The following is an 18,551-nucleotide window of genomic DNA, read 5'->3' on the forward strand; positions in this document are numbered from 1 at the left end:
TCAGCCCGCCTCGGGCGATGGCCAAACGGAGCATCGCGCTTGAACGAGAACATCCTGTGGTTGCACGAACTGCGTCTGGCCGACCTGGCCCGCGTAGGCGGCAAGAATTCCTCGCTGGGCGAGATGATCGGCAATCTGGCCGGTCTGGGCGTCTCCGTTCCCGGAGGTTATGCGACCACGTCTGAAGCCTTCAAGGACTTCATCGCGCACAACGACCTGTCCAAGCGCATCTTCGACAAGCTGGCCACGCTGGACGTCGAAGACGTCAACGCGTTGACCGCCGCCGGCAAGGAGATCCGCAGCTGGGTGATCGACGCGCCGCTGCAGCCGCAGCTGGACCAGGACATCCGCACCGCCTACGCCAAGCTGAGCGCCGAAAACGGCGGCGGCGACGTGGCCGTGGCCGTGCGTTCGTCGGCCACCGCCGAGGATCTGCCGGATGCCTCCTTTGCCGGCCAGCAGGAAACCTTCCTCAACGTCACCGGTGCCGACGATGTCGTGCACAAGGTCAAGGAAGTGTTTGCCTCGCTGTACAACGACCGTGCCATCGCCTACCGCGTGCACCACGGCTTCAAGCATGAGGACGTGTTCCTGTCCGCCGGCGTGCAGCTGATGGTGCGTTCGGGCGTGGGTTCGTCCGGCGTGCTGTTCACCCTGGACACCGAGTCCGGCTTCCGCGACGTGGTGTTCGTCACCTCGTCCTTCGGCCTGGGTGAAATGGTCGTGCAGGGTGCGGTCAACCCGGACGAGTACTACGTCTACAAGCCCACCCTGCAGGCCGGCAAGCCGGCGATCCTGCGCCGCTCGCTCGGCAGCAAGGCGATCCGCATGGTGTATTCGGATGTTCCGGGTGAGCGCGTCAGGATCGAGGACACCCCGGCCGAACTGCGCACCACCTTCTCCATCAGCGACGAGGACGTGCAGGAACTGTCCAAGCAGGCGCTGGTCATCGAGAAGCACTACGGCCGCCCGATGGACATCGAGTGGGCCAAGGACGGTGTCAGCGGCAAGCTGTTCATCGTGCAGGCGCGCCCGGAAACGGTGAAGTCGCGCAGCCACGCCACCCAGATCGAGCGCTTCGCGCTGACCGAAAAGGGCGGCAACGTGCTGGCCGAAGGTCGTGCTGTTGGTGCCAAGATCGGCTCGGGCGTGGCCCGCGTGGTCAAGACGCTGGACGACATGAACCGTGTGCAGCCGGGCGACGTGCTGATCGCCGACATGACCGATCCCGATTGGGAGCCGGTGATGAAGCGCGCCTCGGCCATCGTCACCAACCGTGGTGGCCGTACCTGCCATGCCGCGATCATCGCGCGCGAGCTCGGCGTGCCGGCCGTGGTCGGTTCGGGCAACGCCACCAAGGTCATCGAAGATGGCCAGCTGGTCACCGTCAGCTGCGCTGAAGGCGATACCGGCTTCATCTACGAAGGCAAGCTCGGCTTCGAGCGCACCACCACTGATCTGGGCAACATGCCGCCGGCACCGCTGAAGATCATGATGAACGTGGCCAACCCGGAACGTGCCTTCGACTTCGGCCAGCTGCCGAACGCCGGCATCGGCCTGGCCCGCCTGGAAATGATCATCGCCAGCCACATCGGCATCCACCCGAACGCGCTACTGGAATACGACCGTCAGGATGCGGCGACCAAGAAGAAGATCGACGAGAAGATTGCCGGTTATTCCGATCCGGTCGGCTTCTACGTGGATCGCCTGGCCGAAGGCATCGCCACCCTCACCGCCTCGGTCGCACCGAACGCCGTGATCGTGCGCCTGTCGGACTTCAAGTCCAACGAGTACGCCAACCTGATCGGCGGCAGCAACTACGAGCCGCACGAAGAGAACCCGATGATCGGCTTCCGCGGCGCCAGCCGTTACGTCGACCCGAGCTTCTCGGCTGCCTTCGCGCTTGAGTGCAAGGCCGTGCTGCGCGTGCGCAACGAAATGGGCCTGGACAACCTGTGGGTCATGATTCCGTTCGTGCGCACCCTGGAAGAAGGCCGCAAGGTCATCGAGGTGCTGGAACAGAACGGCCTGAAGCAGGGCGAGAACGGCCTTAAGATCATCATGATGTGCGAAGTGCCGTCCAACGCACTGCTCGCCGATGAGTTCCTGGAGATCTTCGACGGCTTCTCGATCGGCTCCAACGACCTGACCCAGCTGAGCCTGGGCCTGGACCGCGATTCGTCGATCGTCGCGCACCTGTTCGACGAGCGTAACCCGGCAGTGAAGAAGCTGCTGTCGATGGCGATCAAGGCAGCACGCGCCAAGGGCAAGTACGTCGGCATCTGCGGCCAGGGCCCGTCCGATCACCCGGATCTGGCCGAATGGCTGATGCAGGAAGGCATCGAGTCGGTGTCGCTGAACCCGGACACCGTGGTCGATACCTGGCTGCGCCTGGCCAAGCTGAAGGCCAACGGCTGATGCCGTAAAGGCCGCAGGCTGACGTCGTGTTCATCGGCGTCAGCCGATACTGCTGCTGCACGCAAGCCCCGCCTCTGCGGGGCTTGCTGTTTCTGGCGTCTGTACACGCCACGCGCACCTCGCGCCTGTCCCGCAGCAGCAAAGGAATTCCCGCATGATCGCCGCCGCACCGCCCTCGCCCGCCGCAACGCCCTGGTTCCACTCGCTCGACTGGCAGCACCTGCTGGAGACCTACGGTGTGCCGTTGCTGGCCGCCATCGTGGTGCTGCTGGTCGGCATGTGGGTGGCACGACGCCTGTCCAACGCGATGCCGCGCGCCACTGCGCGCATAGGCGTGGACCCGATGCTGGGTACCTTCCTGCGCAACGTGGTCTATGCCACTTCGTTGGTGATCGTGGCGCTATTGGCCATCGACACGCTGGGCGTGAAGATCACCCCGCTGCTGGCCGTGCTCGGCACCGCTGGCCTGGCCGTTGGCCTGGCATTGAAGGATTCGCTGTCCAACATCGCCTCGGGCGTGATGCTGGTGACGCTGCGCCCGTTCCGCGTGGGCGATGTGGTGACCGTGGCCGGGCAGACCGGCACCGTGCGCGAAGTGCGCATCTTCCAGACCGTGCTTACCGGCGCCGACAACCAGCACACCACCATCCCGAACACGCTGATCACCGCCGCACCGATCATCAATCTGACTGCCGAACCGACGCGCCGCGTCGAACTGGTGATCGGCATCGGCTACGAGGACAACATCCAGCTGGCACGCGATACAGCGCTGGCACTGATGAAGGCCGACCCGCGCGTGCTGCAGACGCCAGCACCGGACGTGGTGGTGTATGAGCTGGGTGCGCATGCAATCAACCTGGGCGTCCGCTGCTACGTGAAGTCGGCCGACTGGTTCGGCACCAAGGTCACGCTGCTGGAACAGCTGAAGCTGGGCTATGACAAAGCCGGCATCAACATCCCGTACCCGCAGCAGGACATGCACCTGTACCTGCATGGCAAGGATGGCGGCGTGGTCGAGGCTGACGCGTTGGTGCGCGACACGCCCTGATCCCAAACAGAAATGCCGGCCAGCGGCCGGCACTACCCTGCCCCGCGCACCCTGGTAGTGCCGGCCGCTGGCCGGCACCCACCCCATCTCCATACGCCGGTAGTGCCGGCCGCTGGCCGGCAGCCTCCAGGATCAGGCCGCGACGCTCTCTTCCAGCGTCGGGTAATCGGTAAACCCAACCGCGCCACCGCCAAAGAACGTCGCACGATCCGGCGGATTCAGTTCCGCACCCAGGCGCAGGCGCTCCGGCAGATCCGGGTTGGCGATGAACGGGCGACCGAAGCCGATCAGGTCGGCCCAGCCTTCAGCCAGTGCCTGCTCGGCGCGCTCAGCGGTGTACTTGCCGGCGTAGATCAGCGTGCCCGGGTAAACCATGCGCAGTGCCTGCTTGAACGCCACCGGCATCAGCGGCGCTTCGTCCCAGTCGGCTTCGACGATGTGCAGGTAACCCACGCCCAGCTCGGCCATCAGGTGCGCGGCGGCCAGATAGGTTGCCTGCGGCGTATCGTCCACCGCCCCCTGCTGCACGGTCAGTGGTGCCAGGCGCACGCCGACACGATCCGCACCGGCTACATCCACCATCGCCTGCACCACCTCGCGCAGGAAGCGCAGACGGTTCTGCAGTGAGCCGCCGTAGCGGTCGGTACGCAGATTCGCCTGCGAATCGATGAACTGGTTGATCAGGTAGCCATTGGCGGCGTGCAGCTCGACACCATCGAAGCCGGCGGCCAGCGCATTGCGGGTGGCCTGCGCATAGTCCTCGACGATGCCCGGGATCTCGTCTTCGCGCAGCGCGCGCGGCATCGAATGCTGGATCATTTCGCCCATGCCGGTTTCCGGACCGGCACCGGTCGGATCGACGAACACCTTGACGCCTTCAGCCAGCAGTGCCGACGACGATACCGGTGCGCCACCGTCCGGCTGCAGCGCCACGTGTGAAACGCGGCCCACGTGCCACAGCTGGGCGTAGATGCGACCGCCGGCGGCGTGCACCGCATCGGTCACCTGGCGCCAGCCCTGCACCTGTTCGTCACTGTGGATGCCCGGGGTCCAGGCGTAGCCCTGGCCCTGTTGGCTGATCTGCGTGCCTTCGCTGACGATCAGGCCGGCACTGGCGCGTTGCGCGTAGTAGGCGGCCATTTCCGCGGTGGCGACGTTACCGTCGGCGGCACGCGAGCGGGTCATCGGCGGCATCACGATGCGATTGGGCAGCGTCAGCGCGCCCAGGCGGTGGGGGGTGAACATCATGGCGGCAATCTCTTGCGGGGGGAGTGCCGCAAAGAATGGGGATGGCGGCCGCTGCGCAACAGGCATGCACTGGCAAAACAATTGTTCCCCCAAGGCAAGGATCACCCGGTACGAGGGCTCATCCACGCATGGCGTGGCGCTACTCCAGCCTTGGCTCGATCTTTACCGCGCCATGCGCCACGCGGTCATAGCAGGCGCGAACCACATCTTCCCCGTACTTCAGCTCGAGCCGGCGCACGATGAAGTGGCCGCGCGCCATGTCCTGGTAGTAGTCGGTGAACATGGTATTCAGTGTTGCACCGGCGGCAGCACCGACGATCGGCACCGCCTGTGCGGCAAATTTCTCGGTGACCACCACACCGAAGCGCGCCGCCACCTTCTCCACCATCTTCGCCAGCAGCTTGCCGGCCTCCTTCGGTGCCACGCCCAGGGTCAGGTCGCGGCCGGTCACCACGCGCCCGGCCAGCTCGGCCGACAGATGGCGCATCACATCGGTGGTGAAGCCGCGGGCCAGGTAATAGCCCGTCTCGCTGGCGTCATCGCGCGGCGAGTTGCCGCCCAGCGCGAACACTTCCAGGCAGGCCTGGCGGGTGCTGAACTCGGACAGGTCGAAGCCCTCGCTGCGGGCCACGTCGGCCACCGCGCGCATCATGATGGTGGTCGACACCGGCAGTTCGATGAACAACGCGGCAAAGCCAAAGGCGCCGCCCACCGCACCGGAGGTCGCTGCCGCCAGCTTGTGCCAGCGGGTGGACGCCCCCTTGCCGGGGGTGTTGTCCATGCTCCACAGCGCGGCCTGCGCCGATTTGGTCAGCGCCGCCTGCACTGCACCATGGATGCGGTTGGAGACCGAGCTGGGCAGCGCCTTCACCGCGAACTCCAGCGGCGTGCCGACCAGATTGGCCATGCGCGCGGTCAGGGTTGGCGCTTCCAGCAGGGCCACCGCCCGTTGCAGGTCAGACCAGTCGCGGGCGTCGTGGGCAATGTCGCGGGGAAGCAGGATGGGCTCGTTCATGGCGCCGATCTTAGCGCCAGGGAGTTGAACGGTTCGTCGCGGGGCACGACGGAAGGGTCAGAGCCCTTTCCGCTGGAAAGGGAACCGCCCCCGGCGCCTTGCCGGCCAGCGGCCGGCACTACCAGTTCGCGTGTCACCCGGTAGCGCCGGGCCATGCCCGGCGTCGTTGTCAGGCAACCGGCAGACCCGACAGCGCGCCCATGAACTGGCGGTAGTGGCGCAACTCGGCGATCGAGTCGTGTACGTCGCTCAGCGCAGTATGGTTGCTGTTCTTGCCGACGCCAGCGGCCACGGTCGGCGCCCAGCGCTTGGCCAGCTCCTTCACCGTGGACACGTCCAGGTTGCGGTAGTGGAAGTACTTCTCCAGGCGCGGCATCTGGCGGTGCAGGAAGCGGCGGTCCTGGCAGATGGAGTTGCCGCACATCGGCGACAGGCCGGCCGGGATCCACTGCGCCAGGAAGTTCACGGTCTGCGCCTCGGCCTGGGCCAGCGTGGTGGCGCTGTCCACCACGCGCTGCCACAGGCCCGAACGACGGTGCTGGTTGCGGTTCCACTCGTCCATCGCTTCCAGCGTTTCCAGCGGGTGATGGATGGCGAATTCCGGGCCCTCGGCCAGCACATTGAGCTGGGCATCGGTGACCACCGTGGCGATCTCGATGATCGAATCGTTATCGGTATCCAACCCGGTCATTTCCAGGTCGATCCAGATCAGTCGCTCGTTGGCCGCGCCGGTGTCCGCCATTGTGTCGCCTCGTTGCTGGGCAGGCGCGCGGCCTACCGGTAATGAAAAGAGGCGCCCATCATACCCTTTCGCCCCTCAGCCCTCGCCGACGTGGTCTTCCAGCAGCAGCGGCGGCTTTCCACGCTTGGCGCGGAAATAATTGGTCAGGCGCGTACTGGCTTCCTTGGCCAGTACCCCGCCGTGAATCTCGACGCGGTGGTTGTGGCGGGTGTCACCAATGAGGTTGAACACGCTGCCGCAGGCGCCGGTCTTGGGGTCGCTGGCACCGTAGACCAACCGTGCAACGCGCGCGTGCACGATCGCCATCGCGCACATCGCACACGGCTCCAGGGTCACATACAGCGTGCTGCCAAGCAGGCGATGGTTCGCCAGCAACTTGCCGCCCGCCCGCATGGCCACGATCTCGGCGTGTGCGCTGGGGTCGTGCGAGGCGATGTTGAGGTTCCAGCCCTCGCCCAGCAGCTGGCCGTCGGCACCCACCAGCACGGCGCCCACCGGGATCTCGTCGAACTCGCGCTGCGCGCGCTCGGCCAGCGCCAGCGCGTGGCGCATCCAGTGCTCATCGGTGTCGTGCACCGGCACGCCCAGGGCGTCGGTCATGGCGGTTCTCGCGTGTGTGCTGGGCCAGGATGGCCGCCGGGGCCGCATTGTACGCCCGCGGCCGTGCAGGCGCCGCTAGCGCGCGTCGAAGCGCTCGCGGGCCGCATCCAGCGCCGGGAAATTGTGCTCGGCCCAGCGGTCCAGAGCGGACAGCGTCTCGACCAGACCGCGCGCGACCTCGGTCAGGCGGTACTCGACATGCAATGGTTTGCTGCTCCGTTCGCACCGCTCGACCAGGCCATTGCGCTCCAGCTGCCGCAGGGTCTGGGTCAACACCTTCTGCGAGATGCCTTCGATCTTCCTCAGCAGCGCACCGTTGCGTTGCGGACCCTGCGCCAACGCCGGCAACAGCAGCATCACCCACTTGCCGGAGATCAGCGCCAGCGCATCGCGCGCCGAGCAATCGGCGGCATAGACATTTCCGGGGAACGCCATGGTTACCTCAAGGTGCGTAATTGCCGGGACATACCGGCACCGCGAGGATGGTCGCACACTCCTCGAACACCTCGCCCCATGCGCGCCCTGATCCTGCTTGCCCACCCCGAACCCCGCTCCTTCAACGCCCACCTGGCCGTGCAGGCGGCCGAGCAGCTGCGGCACGACCACCTGCAGGTGGACGTGGTCGACCTGTATGCGGAAGGCTTCAATCCGATGGAAGCGGCCTGGCACCATCCACGGCGCCTGCAGCCGGGCCGCTTCGATGCCCAGCGCGAACAACGCTACAGCGCAGAACACGACCAGCTTCCCGCCGATGTGCAGCGTCACCTGCAACTGCTGCAGGCCGCGGATCTGGTGATCCTGCAGTTCCCACTGTGGTGGTTCACGGCGCCGGCCATCCTCAAGGGCTGGCTGGACCGCGTGATGGTCTATGGGCCGATGTACAACAGCCGGCAACGTCACGAACATGGCGTGATGCGGGGCAAGCGTGCGTTGCTGAGCGTGACAACCGGTTCGTCGGCGCGGGCCTGCGCGGTCGATGGTCGCGAGGGTGATACCCGGCTGTTGCTGTGGCCGTTGATGTACAGCCTGCGCTACGTCGGCTTCGAGGTGATGGAGCCGTTCGTGGTGCATGGCGTGCGTTCCGGGTTGCCAGCGGATCGCGTGCAGGCGCACGACGCGGCACTGGCGGCGGCCACCAGCGACTACCGCGAGCGACTGGCGCACTGGCGGCAGTGGCCGACCGTGCCCTTCAACAACAGCGGAGACTTCGAGGACGGCGTGGCGCTACGCGCCGAAGCGACTGCCTACAGTCCTTTCATCCGCCATCGCAACGCCGGATGAATCCGCACCTGCAAGCACGGCTGGAAAGCTTCATACTGCGCATTCCTGTCAAGCACCTTGGTGAACATATGACCACCCTCCGTCCCTCCCGCGCCGACGACGGCGCCGCCCTCGTTGACCTCTGGCGCCGCGCCGTCGACGCCACCCACGACTTCCTCAGCGCCGACGACCGCCAGGCGATCGATGCCGAAGTCGCCGGTTTCCTGCCGCAGGCACCGATGACCGTGGCCGTCGACGCTCAGGACCGCCCCCTCGGTTTCATGCTGATCGACGGCACGCACATGGAAGCGCTGTTCATCGATCCGGACGTACGTGGCACCGGCATCGGCCGGCAACTGCTGCAGCACGCTCTGACCCAGCATCCGCAGCTGAGTACTGACGTCAACGAACAGAACGCACAGGCCGTCGGCTTCTACCTGCGCATGGGCTTCGTCGAAAGCGGCCGCTCACCGCTCGATTCGCAAGGCCGTCCGTATCCGCTGATCCACCTTCGGCACAACGGCTGACATCCGTCGGCAGCAGCCACGTGCTAGCGTGGCTGCTTTCGACCGAGGAATGCCGCATGGATGGTGCAAAAGCCCTGTTGACCCTGTTTGCGCTGGGCATCAGCCTGGTCTGGATCCTGGTGCCGTTCGCCATCTTTGCCGTGCGCAACCTGCTGCGTGAAGTACTGGTCGAGCAGCGCCGTACCAATGAACTGCTTGAACACATCGGCGGTTACCGCATTCCGAAGCCGCAACCCGAACCGACCGTCTGGCGCGCGCCCTGAGCAGAAACGTGCCAGGCCCGGATCAGGCCGTCGCCTCGAAGGCCGGTGAGTACTGCACCTCGCCCTGTGCCAACGGAGGCTGCAGGCAAAGTGCCTGGAAGTACTCCGGCGGCACACCCGGCAGCACCAGGCCCGGCTCGGCACGGAAGCCGAAGCGAGCGTAATAGGCCGGCTCGCCCAGCAATACACAGCCATGTGCCCCCTGCTGACGCAGAGCTTCAAGTGCAGCGTGCATAAGGGCCGCACCGATGCCCTGCCCCTGCCACGCGGGCAATACCGAAATGGGGCCCAGGCCAAACCAGCCCGTGCTGCCATCGCTGATCGTCACCGGCGACACCGCCACATGGCCGATCACCTTCCCGTCCATCTCGGCCACCAGCGAAACGCTCAGCTCCCCGCGGGCGCGCAGGGCATCGACGATGAACTGTTCGGTATGGCTGCTGTGCGCAGCGTCCCGGAATGCGGCCTCGGTGAGCGCATGGAGAGGGGCCTGATCATCAATGGCTTCGGCACGGATGGTGTAGTTCATGGCGTAATGTTCGCTTGCGTGAGAGTTGCGTGAATTAGCGACCGTTGTCACAGATTTGCGGCGAAATGTCGAACGCGAAGCGTAATCGCTCCGCGAACCTCGAATCGCCTGTGCCGCAATCGATTCGGCGACGCCGCCGAACGCTGAATGCGTCAAAATTCCGTCACCCACGCCTTGCCGTAGCTGGCGCCAGGTTTCCAGAACACTCCATAATCGATAAACCTGTCACCAGGGAAGGATATATGGACACGGACGCACGATGCAGGATGCCGCCATGGATGTAGCCATGCCGACACGCAAGGGACGCCATCTGGTACCGATGGGCCTCTTGCTGGCGCTGACGGCCTGCTCGCCTTACGCGGACGCAGAGCGTGACGTTGCCGCAGGTGGACGCGGCCTGGCCAAGCTCAACCCGTCACCGCAGCAGGGCTACGAGCTGGTACTGACACTGAAAGATGCCCCCGGCCCCTTCGCGGTGGTCGAGGGCGTTGCCCAGTACGACGTCAGCAACCACAGGGACTGCGGCCGGGTCCTGAGGGCGACCGGTACCGCCAGCCGTATCACCAGCCAGGAGTTGGTGGAACTACACAAGGTCGACGAGAACGAATACCGCGGTACGTTCCACCTCGACCGCATGCAAGACGAGGATTACTACGGGCGTGGCGTCTGCCATTGGACGCTGACGGGTGTCGGTGCGATGTTGCGCGCTACGACCGGCGAGGCGGATACGCGATTCCTGACGTTCATCGACAAGGAGCGCATGGACGCCGGGAGCCCGTTGACGCGGTACTACCCACGCGCCGACTACCCCCGAATCGAAGAGATCACCGGATACGGTGCGAGCGGCGAGGAAGATCCTTCCAGCTATCGCGCCGATCTGCGCAATGCGCTGTTCTCAACCACCACCACTGTGCAGAAGCTCGCGCCATGAGCTGCCAGTTCAACCATCCCTCTACCCCCCAAGGAGGCCGACATTGCGCCACAAGATGATTCCGTGCCTTGCTCTGCTTCTATTGACCGCCTGCAATCCGGAGACCGCCATGAACCAGGAACGTGCCGCTGCTGAAGCCGATGTCGCCCAGGGTGGGCGTGGCCTCGCCAAGCTCAACCCCAGCCCGCGCAAGGCCTATGAACTGGTGCTGCGCCTGAAGGATGCCCCCGGTGATTTCGCGGTCGTCGAAGGAGTCGCGCAGTACGACGTGACCAACGAAGACCAGTGCGGGCACGTCGAACCGGCCACCGGTACCGCCGCACGCATCACCAGCCAGGAGCCGGTGGAGCTGCGCAAGGTCGCCGACGGCGAGTACCGTGGCACGTTGTATGTGGACCGCATGCTGGATGAGGACTACTACGGCCGTGGCGTGTGCAAGTGGGAGTTCAGCGGCGCAGGGGCGATGCTGAAGGCAACGGGTGCCGAAGGCGAAACGCGCTTCCTCACCTTCATCGAGGCCAAGCCACTGACCGAAGGCAGCGCGCATACGCTCTACTACCCAGACGCGGCCTATCCGCGGGCACCGCTTGCTGCCAACTATCCGGCCACCGGCAAGTCCAATCCTGCAGACTACGTCGCTGAACTGCAGGGCAAGCTGTTCACCATGAGCCTCAGCGCCAGTGAGGTCACCCAATGACCATCACCTCTCAGGACTACGCCGCACTTTCCGATGACGCTTATAAGGATCGTGCAGTCGGGCGACGGGCTCCGGGCCAGGAAGAGAAAGTCACGCTCAACGGACACGAGTACAAAGTTCTTGAGCATGTCGACAATCGGCTCAACGGTTACCAAGGCACCATTTACCAACGCACGGACACCAACGAGATCGTGGTCGCTCATCGCGGCACCGAGCAGATCGCTCGTGATGCGATCCTCACCGACGGAGGCATGGTGGTTGCCCGCACCAATGTGCAGGCCCCCGATGCCATCGCTCTGACCAAGAGCGCGCTGGACTACGCGAAGCAGGAAGCTGCATTTGGAGGCCGCGCACCCCAGGTCACCGTCACCGGCCACTCCCTCGGCGGTGCCCTGGCCCAGATCACCTCGCACCACTTCAACGTCAAGGGCGAGACCTTCAATGCCTACGGCGCGGTCAGCCTCAGCTACCGCATCCCGGAAGGCGGAAACACCATGATCAACCACGTCATGGCGTCCGATCCGGTCAGCGCTGCCTCGCCGCACTTCGGTCAGGTCCGCATCTATGCCAAGCCCGACGAGATCAAGACGCTCGCGGCAAACGGCTTCAGCAATCACGCCCTGCGTGATCTGATTCCGGACCGGCCGATCATTGCGGCGACCAGCTCGTTCGGCGCGCACAAACTGGGCAACTTCCTCGACGAAGGCTCGGTGCTGAAACATCCAGAAACCCAGAAGCTGGCGAAAGAAAACGCCAAGATGATCGAGGAGTACCGCGATGACGTCGAGTCACTGCGTCGCGGCGTCACCCGCGCGGCACGCGGCATCCCGGGCGGCGCCATCGATCTGTACGACCACATCCGTGGCCCGCTGCAACCCGGTGAGCCGGCCCGTCGCGAGGCGGAGAAGAACGGCCATCACACCAGCATGCTGCGCATGGACGATGCCAACCACCTGGGCAACCCGCTGTTCAATGACGCGATCCGCGGCGTGCACGCACAGGACGTGCGTGTCGGTCGCGTGCCGGATGTGATGAGTACGCAGTTGGCGGGCAGCCTGGCGGCAGAGATGCACGCGGCAGGTGGCAAGCGCATCGACGAAGTGGTGATGAATGCCGATGCCTCGCGCAGCTTCGCGGTGCAGGGCCAGGGCGGCGACCCGGCGCATCTGCGCGTATCGGTGGACACGGCCGTGGCGATGAACACCCCGCTGGAGCAGAGCAGCCAGCGGATTGATCAGCAAGCCGCGGGACAGCGCCTGGCACAGGACCGCGATCAGCAACTGGAACTGCAGCAGAACCAGACCCGTAGCATGCAGGCCTGATGGCCAGCGCGGGAGCCGGTCAATCCGGCTCCCGCGTCACTTCGGCCCTCTGCATCAGGGGCTGGAGGCCGCGACCGGCGCGGACGCACTGGCGGTCACGAACAGATCCGGCCCGGAATCCGGGAAGCCGCCACAGGCGCGATCACCCGGCGCCACCGGATCACACGGCCACTGGCTGCGCGGAATCTTGTCGCGCAACTCGAAGCGATCGCCGGTCCAGACCACGAAGGCCAGGTGCTCGCGGTTCCAGTCACTGAACGCACGCGGACCACCCTTCTGCGCGGTCTCCGGATACTGCACGAACCAACGCATGGCAGGCCCGAACTGCAGCTTGCTGTGATCCAGCGTGACCCTGCCCTCACGGGCCAGCTGGCGTGCACGATCCGCATCGGTCACCTGCGGCATGGCCGGCATCGCCTCGGCGGTGACATCCCTCGGCGCCGCATCGCCACGTACCTGGTACACACGCTGGCTGACATAGGCCTCGCGGCAGTCACCGGCCGGCACGCGTACCGGCTCCTGTGCCTCCACAGTTCTTCCGGTCGCTGGGTCGCTGCAGAGGAATGGCGCCGACACCAGATAGAACGTGCTGTCGGGGTCACGCCCTTCCAACGAACGCAGCCATACATCGCCGATGCGCGCGATGAAGTCCGGGCGTTGGCCGAAACCGGGAACCGCCTTGTACCAGACCTTCTGGCGCACTTCACGCTCACGCCAGCTGCGTGGCAGATGGATGTCCTGCTCGGGCAACGCGACCAGCACGGCCGCGAGGTGGGCCGGCATCGGTCCCTCGCAGGCGCCGATCAATAGATCGCCCTGCGTCGCCAGGCGACCGGCCAGGTCGACCGGGCAGCGGGCACCAAGCGCACGTTCGGTGGACTGCTCCGGCGGCAAGGGGAGGATTGCCAGGGAGACTGGTGCCGGAGGCGCGCTTTCGGCACGCGGCGCGGGTACGGGGGCCTGAGCTGGGGCTGGCGTCGTCGCAACGTCGGCAGAAGCCACTGCCACCTCTGGCGCCACCGAAGCCGGCGCCCCTGGCGCGGCAGCCGCGGCGGCCTCTGATGGTGCTGCGGGTGCGGGAGTGGCGGCTGGCCCGGCCTCTTGAGCCTGTGCCACCGCAGCAACGAGGCTCAATGACAGCAGCCAGAGCGGCGGCAGTCGGCGCGCGGACGAGGTACCGCGGGCAACGACATACCGGGAACTCGGGAGAGCGATTCGCATGTGGTGTCCTTACGTTGGGTTTCCATGTCGGCGCCAGAAGGCGCCACGCGTCTTGCGTCCAGCACCTGCGGGCCTCCACCCCGCAAGCACCCCCGTGGGTCAGATCGAACGTGAACGCTGCTCCTGCTCGCGGGCAACGGCAGCAGACTGATCCTGCTGCGAAACACTGGCCGCCAACTGCTGGCTGCTCTGCGCCAGTGGCTGCTGGGCGGCCTGCTCCCGGTCAACGGACGCACGCAGCATCGCCGGATCACCCAGCGCGCCCTGCACCGCAAACAGCGTGCGGCCGTCGTTGCCCGCCAGCAGATGATCGATACGCGACAGGCCGGCTTTCTGCGCCCCCAGCGCCAATGCGCCAGCGGTATTGGCGAGCTCCTGTGCATTGCGCAGTCCACTTTGTGGTCCCATCTGCTGCAGGTGCCGGCGTGCATCCTCGAACAACGCGTTGCCGGGCTCACCGGTCTGCGACATGTCTCGGGCAACACTCTGCGCTGGCGCACCGACTTCGCCCCGATCCAGTCGCACCATCACGTCCGGCGTCAACTTCTGCTGCCAGACCTCGAAGCGCTGCTGGCGTGCCTCGATGCCATTGAGCGCACCATTGATCGCATGAGTCGCTTCACGCACATCCTCGCGCGCGGCTTCCGGCACACGTGTCTGCCACTGCCATACGGCAATACGCCCCGCGTGCTCGGGCTGCGCGGCCAGTTCCGGGTGATTCACCAGGTCCAGATCCAGCGCCTTGCCGGCACGCTCGTAATTCTCCTTGCCGACCAACGGCAGATAGCCGCGGCCGTGGTACTTCAGTGCATCACCAGGCGCGTCGTTGCCCATGCGCCCGCCGTACATCAGTTCGGCCAGATTCTCCGGCCGCCCACGAAGCGCCTCCTGGCGGGCGCTCTCAAGCGCACCATTGCCATTGCGCCACGCAGCTTCCACCGGGATCTGCGAGATGCCCCGGGTGAAGTTGAAACTCTCGTTGAGCCGACTCAAGCCACGGGATTCGTGCCCGGCCTGGGCCATGAAATTGGCCAGTTCCCGGGACGAGGTGATGCCAGCCTCCGTGGCCTGTCGCAACAACTGCGACTCTCTATCGGTCGACACAGTGCAACTCCTGAATCTTCATCAGCGCGGATTCCCTTCCGCCGGTGGGAGCTTGGCTCATGGAAGCGACACCTCGGCGACACTGGACGGGTCGAAGTCCTCGAACCGCACTCTGCCCAACTCCGCCACCGAGTAATCCCGGATGTTGGTCGCTTCGGTCTCAATATCCACGACCCTGCGCCTCACCCCGTCCACCCAGCAGGCCTTGTCCGCAGGCGCATATCGGAACCGGTAGGTGCTGCTCCAGCGCTCGCGGCTACCGCCATTGGTGATCACGCTGAAAGCACCATCCTCGATCGTCACGTAGGCGAAGGGGTCGCCTGCAATGCCGCCACGGGTGGAGCACGGCACCAGCTTGTCGTTGCGCGCGGCCAGCTGCCATCGGCCCGCCGCATCGCCCAGCAGCAGCAACAGCACCCGGTTGGGACCGTGCTCGCCGGGCACCAGGCCATCGGGCGCAGGTTGATCGATCACCAGCAACTGATCGTCGATGCCATTGCCAGTGAGATCGCCGCGTACGGCTTCCAGCAGGTTCGCGCCGGACGGAACGAACGCCAGGGCATTGTCCATGTGCGTGCCACTCCCCTTCTCCATCCCCTGCAACTCCTTCCAAGCCGTCTTGCCAGTATCCATGCAACGGCCGGGACACCGCGCAATACGCCACCTGTCCCGATGCCCGCCAAAGCGGATGATAGCCCTGACCCTGCGAGGGCTTCGATGGTCATGAGCGTCGCCCGCACGGTGGGTCGTCAGAGTCCTCATGGACGGAAAAGCTCCTGCGCTCAATTGCACCGATGCGTCGGATTTTTGACGCGTACGCAGCTTACTTCGAGGAAGCACCGTTCGTCGAAGGGGACCCGAAAAGAAAAGCGCAATTGATCACACAAAAAACGGGCCTATCGTGAACAGTCACCAACCCGCTGGAACTACAGCACCTGAATTCGATGAACGCATCATCGTTGCCCCACCTCACTCAAGGAGAGTGCCCTCAGGGCAGGCTACATCCCGAATAGGCAATCTCACATGCTTGGCCAAGCTTCCCTCGACACTCCCGCGTGGCACCGGAACGGGCAAGGACCTCGCTACCGGCAGTCATCACGACACTGATTGCGTCAGGGGCAAGGGTTCCAACAGGATCTGCAATGGCGACGCACTGATCCCGGAAGGCGATCCAGACCTCGCGCTTCTGTCCACCGTCGCTTCTGCACGCGTCCACCGCAAGCGAACGTGCCACACGCTTCGACTTCTGGGAAACGGCTGCCCCTCTGGGCCTGTAGCTTCCCATCGCCTCTGCCAAACGCCCGTTGACATGGGCGTGCCCGATTCGCCTCCTTGTGCACCGGGTATCGGGGCACACCCACCGACACCCGGGCCACCAATTGGATACTGACCCGGAGGGCAGCGGCCTTCGGCCGAGGCAGTGAACGGTAGCAGGCCCGCAATCAGCAGGCACGGGAGAAAACTGCGGTGGATTCGTTTCATGAGGACACCCGTTCCTCTGCTGCCCATTGTGAAGGGCGGGACGATCTGAGCAGACGATCGTCGCCCAGACATGCTCCCGGACTGGGAAGCTTCACAGAGCAAACCCTAGCCCAGGCTGGCGGGCCACCTGATCATTGGAGAGTTCGGCGATTCCAATCGGAATGCTCGGCAAGCACCATGCCCACGTAGTTCTGCCGCGCCACGCTGACCTGGAATCTCTGAACCCAGGCATCCGCACAGCATGCCCAACGCAATCGATACTGTCGCCACCAGAACCACAAGGGGAACATCGTGCCTGTGCCGTAGAACAACTACCTTTGAACAGCTGCTTGGCCTGGGCAAACAGCAGGCAGAAAATGAACAGGGACCGCAAGCCGATGAACGAGGCCAAAGCGACCTCGTACGGCAGACGCTCTGAATGTTGGTTTGGTCAACACTCCATAACAACCCATAATGCCACCTCTAGCAACTCATGCCTGCAGGCCCCGGCACCCCCTCGCTCAATAAGACTTGAAGAGCGGCTCAGTGCAGTCGGTATAGAGCACCTTGCATTGCCCGATGCTCTCCTTACTGCACGCTGCCAGCACATTCTGGATTGCACTTTCGCGCGATGCTCCCGTGTTCGTCCTTACTTTCCGTCCTTCCTGCGCGGTCGCGTAGGCAACGCACTGGTTCTTGTAAGTTGTCAGGATTTTGCAGTCGGTCGCCCCATACTGCGCACATCGCTCCTGGGCTTCTGTCTCGGCTGCCGACTTATCCTTATGACCCTTGGATGCCCCCATGTCACCGGACGCCGGTGACAGAGAGATGGCACCCCACGTCTTGATCCAACGGCCGTCGGGCCTGGGCGCAGATGTGCCACTCTCCCCCCCGGTTGGAATCGGGGCGCACCCACCGACACCCGGGCCACCGATTGGATACTGGCCTGGCGGGCAACGCCCTTCTGCAAATGCCTGGCCGGCAGCTACCAACGTAAGCATCAGAAGAACCACGCGCGAAGCCAAAGACATATTTACCTCTTCATCAGTTGCCGCTGATCTTATTCGCAGCCCGGAGCCCTGTTTTCTGGGGGGACAGCAGCCCCCCTTGCGGAACAGTGAGCCTGCCATTTCCAGCTGAATTACTGGTTTCCGGATTGACAGAATCCTGCTTCGAAGGAGCAGCTGGTGTATAGGTGCCGGGTGGGCGCCCCGGAGTAGCGACAGACGAGGGCAACCCAATACAACTGCACTAAGGGGGACTAGTGACGACACCCAACGTTACCACCTAGATCGGCTGTTCCAGCTCCCCACAGATGAGATGGCCTGCTTTTCAGCAGGCCATTCCCATCATGCACAGGCCGACTCAAGCCCCCCCATGATATTCGACTCGCATAGTTCAGAAAGATTCAAATATTGGCTCAGCACAATCCGTGTACAACACCTTGTATTGCCCTCCGCCGTTCTTCGCACAGTAGGAGAGAACCCGACTGGTCGCCTCCTCTCTTGAGCCGGCGACTGAAATAGAAACTATTCCCTTACTGCCCGGCTCAGGGTCAGCATATGCGACGCACTGGTTCTTGTACGTTGCATCGATCTTGCAGTCTTTCGCTCCATGTGTCGCGCACCGAGCAAGCGCTTCTGAGACAGCCTCTCGCTTGGAGCGCCTTCCAACGGAAGCCCCCATATCGCCCGTGCTTGCCGCCCCCGCAATAGCCCCCCAAGTCTTGATCCAACGCCCAGTAGCAATGGGGCCGCTCTGGACGCCACCGGTACCGGTGCCCGGAATAGGTGCGCATCCACCTACGCCCTGACCACCAATGGGGTACTGCCCTGGCGGACAACGCCCTTCCGCTTTCGCCTCACCCGCCACAAACAAACATAGGAGCAAGCCGACAAGAATGAGGGGAATCATGTATTTCACGCTTCTACTCCGTACGCATGGGGGGCTATTGATTGCCGGGATGTGCAGCTCTGAGACAGGTTTCGGCACCCCTGGAGGATTCCGACGACGGAAGAGTTGAACGTGCGGTCGCATGTCGATAATGCGCACCACTGTCCTGGCCGGACTGCCCCTTCTCCGGAGCGGCCGGCGTGTAGTAACTACCCGGCGGCTGCCCACTCGGGCCCGGCGCCTGCGCAACCGGGCTGCCACCTATCTGCGAA

20 protein-coding genes are annotated in these 18,551 nt (G+C 64.6%); 8 read left to right on the plus strand and 12 right to left on the minus strand.

Annotated elements, in window-relative coordinates; genetic code table 11:
* The first annotated feature begins 39 nt into the window (after positions 1-39).
* Entirely contained in the window at positions 40-2,418 is a 2,379-nt protein-coding gene (gene ppsA / locus AC13GF_RS08180; protein WP_483004273.1) for a phosphoenolpyruvate synthase, read from the plus strand.
* Positions 2,419-2,572: 154 nt separating this feature from the next.
* Complete coding sequence (locus AC13GF_RS08185) at positions 2,573-3,466, plus strand: mechanosensitive ion channel family protein (RefSeq protein ID WP_483004274.1); 894 nt, start codon at positions 2,573-2,575, stop codon at positions 3,464-3,466.
* Between the two features lie 132 nt (positions 3,467-3,598).
* Here the strand turns inward: AC13GF_RS08185 and AC13GF_RS08190 are convergent, their stop codons facing one another.
* The 5 genes from AC13GF_RS08190 to AC13GF_RS08210 all read right to left on the minus strand — a co-directional run bounded on the left by AC13GF_RS08190 (position 3,599) and on the right by AC13GF_RS08210 (position 7,506).
* Positions 3,599-4,714, minus strand: coding sequence for an alkene reductase (locus AC13GF_RS08190; RefSeq protein ID WP_483004275.1), 1,116 nt, complete (start codon positions 4,712-4,714; stop codon positions 3,599-3,601).
* Positions 4,715-4,853: 139 nt separating this feature from the next.
* Entirely contained in the window at positions 4,854-5,729 is an 876-nt protein-coding gene (locus tag AC13GF_RS08195) for an EcsC family protein (RefSeq protein ID WP_024958433.1), read from the minus strand.
* A gap of 169 nt (positions 5,730-5,898) precedes the next feature.
* Entirely contained in the window at positions 5,899-6,471 is a 573-nt protein-coding gene (orn, locus tag AC13GF_RS08200; RefSeq protein ID WP_483004276.1) for an oligoribonuclease, read from the minus strand.
* Between the two features lie 75 nt (positions 6,472-6,546).
* Complete coding sequence (gene tadA, locus AC13GF_RS08205; protein ID WP_483004277.1) at positions 6,547-7,071, minus strand: tRNA adenosine(34) deaminase TadA; 525 nt, start codon at positions 7,069-7,071, stop codon at positions 6,547-6,549.
* Between the two features lie 75 nt (positions 7,072-7,146).
* On the minus strand, positions 7,147-7,506 hold the full coding sequence (locus AC13GF_RS08210) for a winged helix-turn-helix transcriptional regulator (RefSeq protein WP_483004278.1): 360 nt from the start codon (positions 7,504-7,506) through the stop codon (positions 7,147-7,149).
* A gap of 78 nt (positions 7,507-7,584) precedes the next feature.
* On the opposite strand from AC13GF_RS08210, the gene AC13GF_RS08215 reads away from it, so the two are divergent.
* From AC13GF_RS08215 to AC13GF_RS08225, 3 genes are all read left to right on the plus strand, one after another.
* Positions 7,585-8,352 (plus strand): NAD(P)H-dependent oxidoreductase, encoded by a 768-nt coding sequence (locus AC13GF_RS08215; protein ID WP_483004279.1) that lies wholly within the window; start codon positions 7,585-7,587, stop codon positions 8,350-8,352.
* Between the two features lie 68 nt (positions 8,353-8,420).
* Positions 8,421-8,858, plus strand: coding sequence for an acetyltransferase (locus AC13GF_RS08220; protein ID WP_088026360.1), 438 nt, complete (start codon positions 8,421-8,423; stop codon positions 8,856-8,858).
* 56 nt (positions 8,859-8,914) lie between these two features.
* A complete protein-coding gene (locus AC13GF_RS08225) occupies positions 8,915-9,121 on the plus strand; it encodes a hypothetical protein (protein WP_005410107.1) in 207 nt (68 codons plus the stop codon).
* Positions 9,122-9,143: 22 nt separating this feature from the next.
* Here the strand turns inward: AC13GF_RS08225 and AC13GF_RS08230 are convergent, their stop codons facing one another.
* A complete protein-coding gene (locus AC13GF_RS08230) occupies positions 9,144-9,650 on the minus strand; it encodes an N-acetyltransferase (protein ID WP_313297667.1) in 507 nt (168 codons plus the stop codon).
* Between the two features lie 274 nt (positions 9,651-9,924).
* Between AC13GF_RS08230 and AC13GF_RS08235 the strand changes: the two genes are divergently transcribed.
* Genes AC13GF_RS08235 through AC13GF_RS08245 form a run of 3 tightly spaced genes read left to right on the plus strand, consistent with a single transcriptional unit; the run spans position 9,925 to position 12,600 of the window.
* On the plus strand, positions 9,925-10,581 hold the full coding sequence (locus AC13GF_RS08235; RefSeq protein ID WP_483004280.1) for a hypothetical protein: 657 nt from the start codon (positions 9,925-9,927) through the stop codon (positions 10,579-10,581).
* A 43-nt stretch (positions 10,582-10,624) separates the two neighbouring features.
* Positions 10,625-11,278 (plus strand): hypothetical protein, encoded by a 654-nt coding sequence (locus AC13GF_RS08240; RefSeq protein ID WP_483004281.1) that lies wholly within the window; start codon positions 10,625-10,627, stop codon positions 11,276-11,278.
* Positions 11,275-12,600 carry an XVIPCD domain-containing protein gene (locus AC13GF_RS08245; protein WP_483004282.1) on the plus strand — a complete coding sequence of 442 codons (1,326 nt, stop codon included), beginning with the start codon at positions 11,275-11,277 and terminating at the stop codon, positions 12,598-12,600. Before AC13GF_RS08240 ends, AC13GF_RS08245 begins: the two co-directional genes overlap by 4 nt.
* A gap of 54 nt (positions 12,601-12,654) precedes the next feature.
* Here AC13GF_RS08245 and AC13GF_RS08250 read toward each other — a convergent pair whose 3' ends face one another.
* The 6 genes from AC13GF_RS08250 to AC13GF_RS08275 form a co-directional block, all read right to left on the minus strand.
* On the minus strand, positions 12,655-13,494 hold the full coding sequence (locus tag AC13GF_RS08250; RefSeq protein ID WP_483004283.1) for a hypothetical protein: 840 nt from the start codon (positions 13,492-13,494) through the stop codon (positions 12,655-12,657).
* Between the two features lie 426 nt (positions 13,495-13,920).
* Positions 13,921-14,925, minus strand: a complete 1,005-nt coding sequence (locus AC13GF_RS08255; protein ID WP_483004284.1) for an XVIPCD domain-containing protein — start codon at positions 14,923-14,925, stop codon at positions 13,921-13,923.
* A gap of 57 nt (positions 14,926-14,982) precedes the next feature.
* A complete protein-coding gene (locus AC13GF_RS08260; protein ID WP_483004297.1) occupies positions 14,983-15,519 on the minus strand; it encodes a hypothetical protein in 537 nt (178 codons plus the stop codon).
* A 394-nt stretch (positions 15,520-15,913) separates the two neighbouring features.
* Entirely contained in the window at positions 15,914-16,210 is a 297-nt protein-coding gene (locus tag AC13GF_RS08265; protein ID WP_483004285.1) for a DUF4189 domain-containing protein, read from the minus strand.
* A 697-nt stretch (positions 16,211-16,907) separates the two neighbouring features.
* Positions 16,908-17,516, minus strand: coding sequence for a DUF4189 domain-containing protein (locus AC13GF_RS08270; protein WP_483004286.1), 609 nt, complete (start codon positions 17,514-17,516; stop codon positions 16,908-16,910).
* A gap of 268 nt (positions 17,517-17,784) precedes the next feature.
* Positions 17,785-18,423 carry a DUF4189 domain-containing protein gene (locus tag AC13GF_RS08275; RefSeq protein WP_483004298.1) on the minus strand — a complete coding sequence of 213 codons (639 nt, stop codon included), beginning with the start codon at positions 18,421-18,423 and terminating at the stop codon, positions 17,785-17,787.
* Between the last annotated feature and the right edge of the window lie 128 nt (positions 18,424-18,551).

This window comes from Stenotrophomonas sp. 22LJNL06-5-1 (assembly GCF_056861455.1).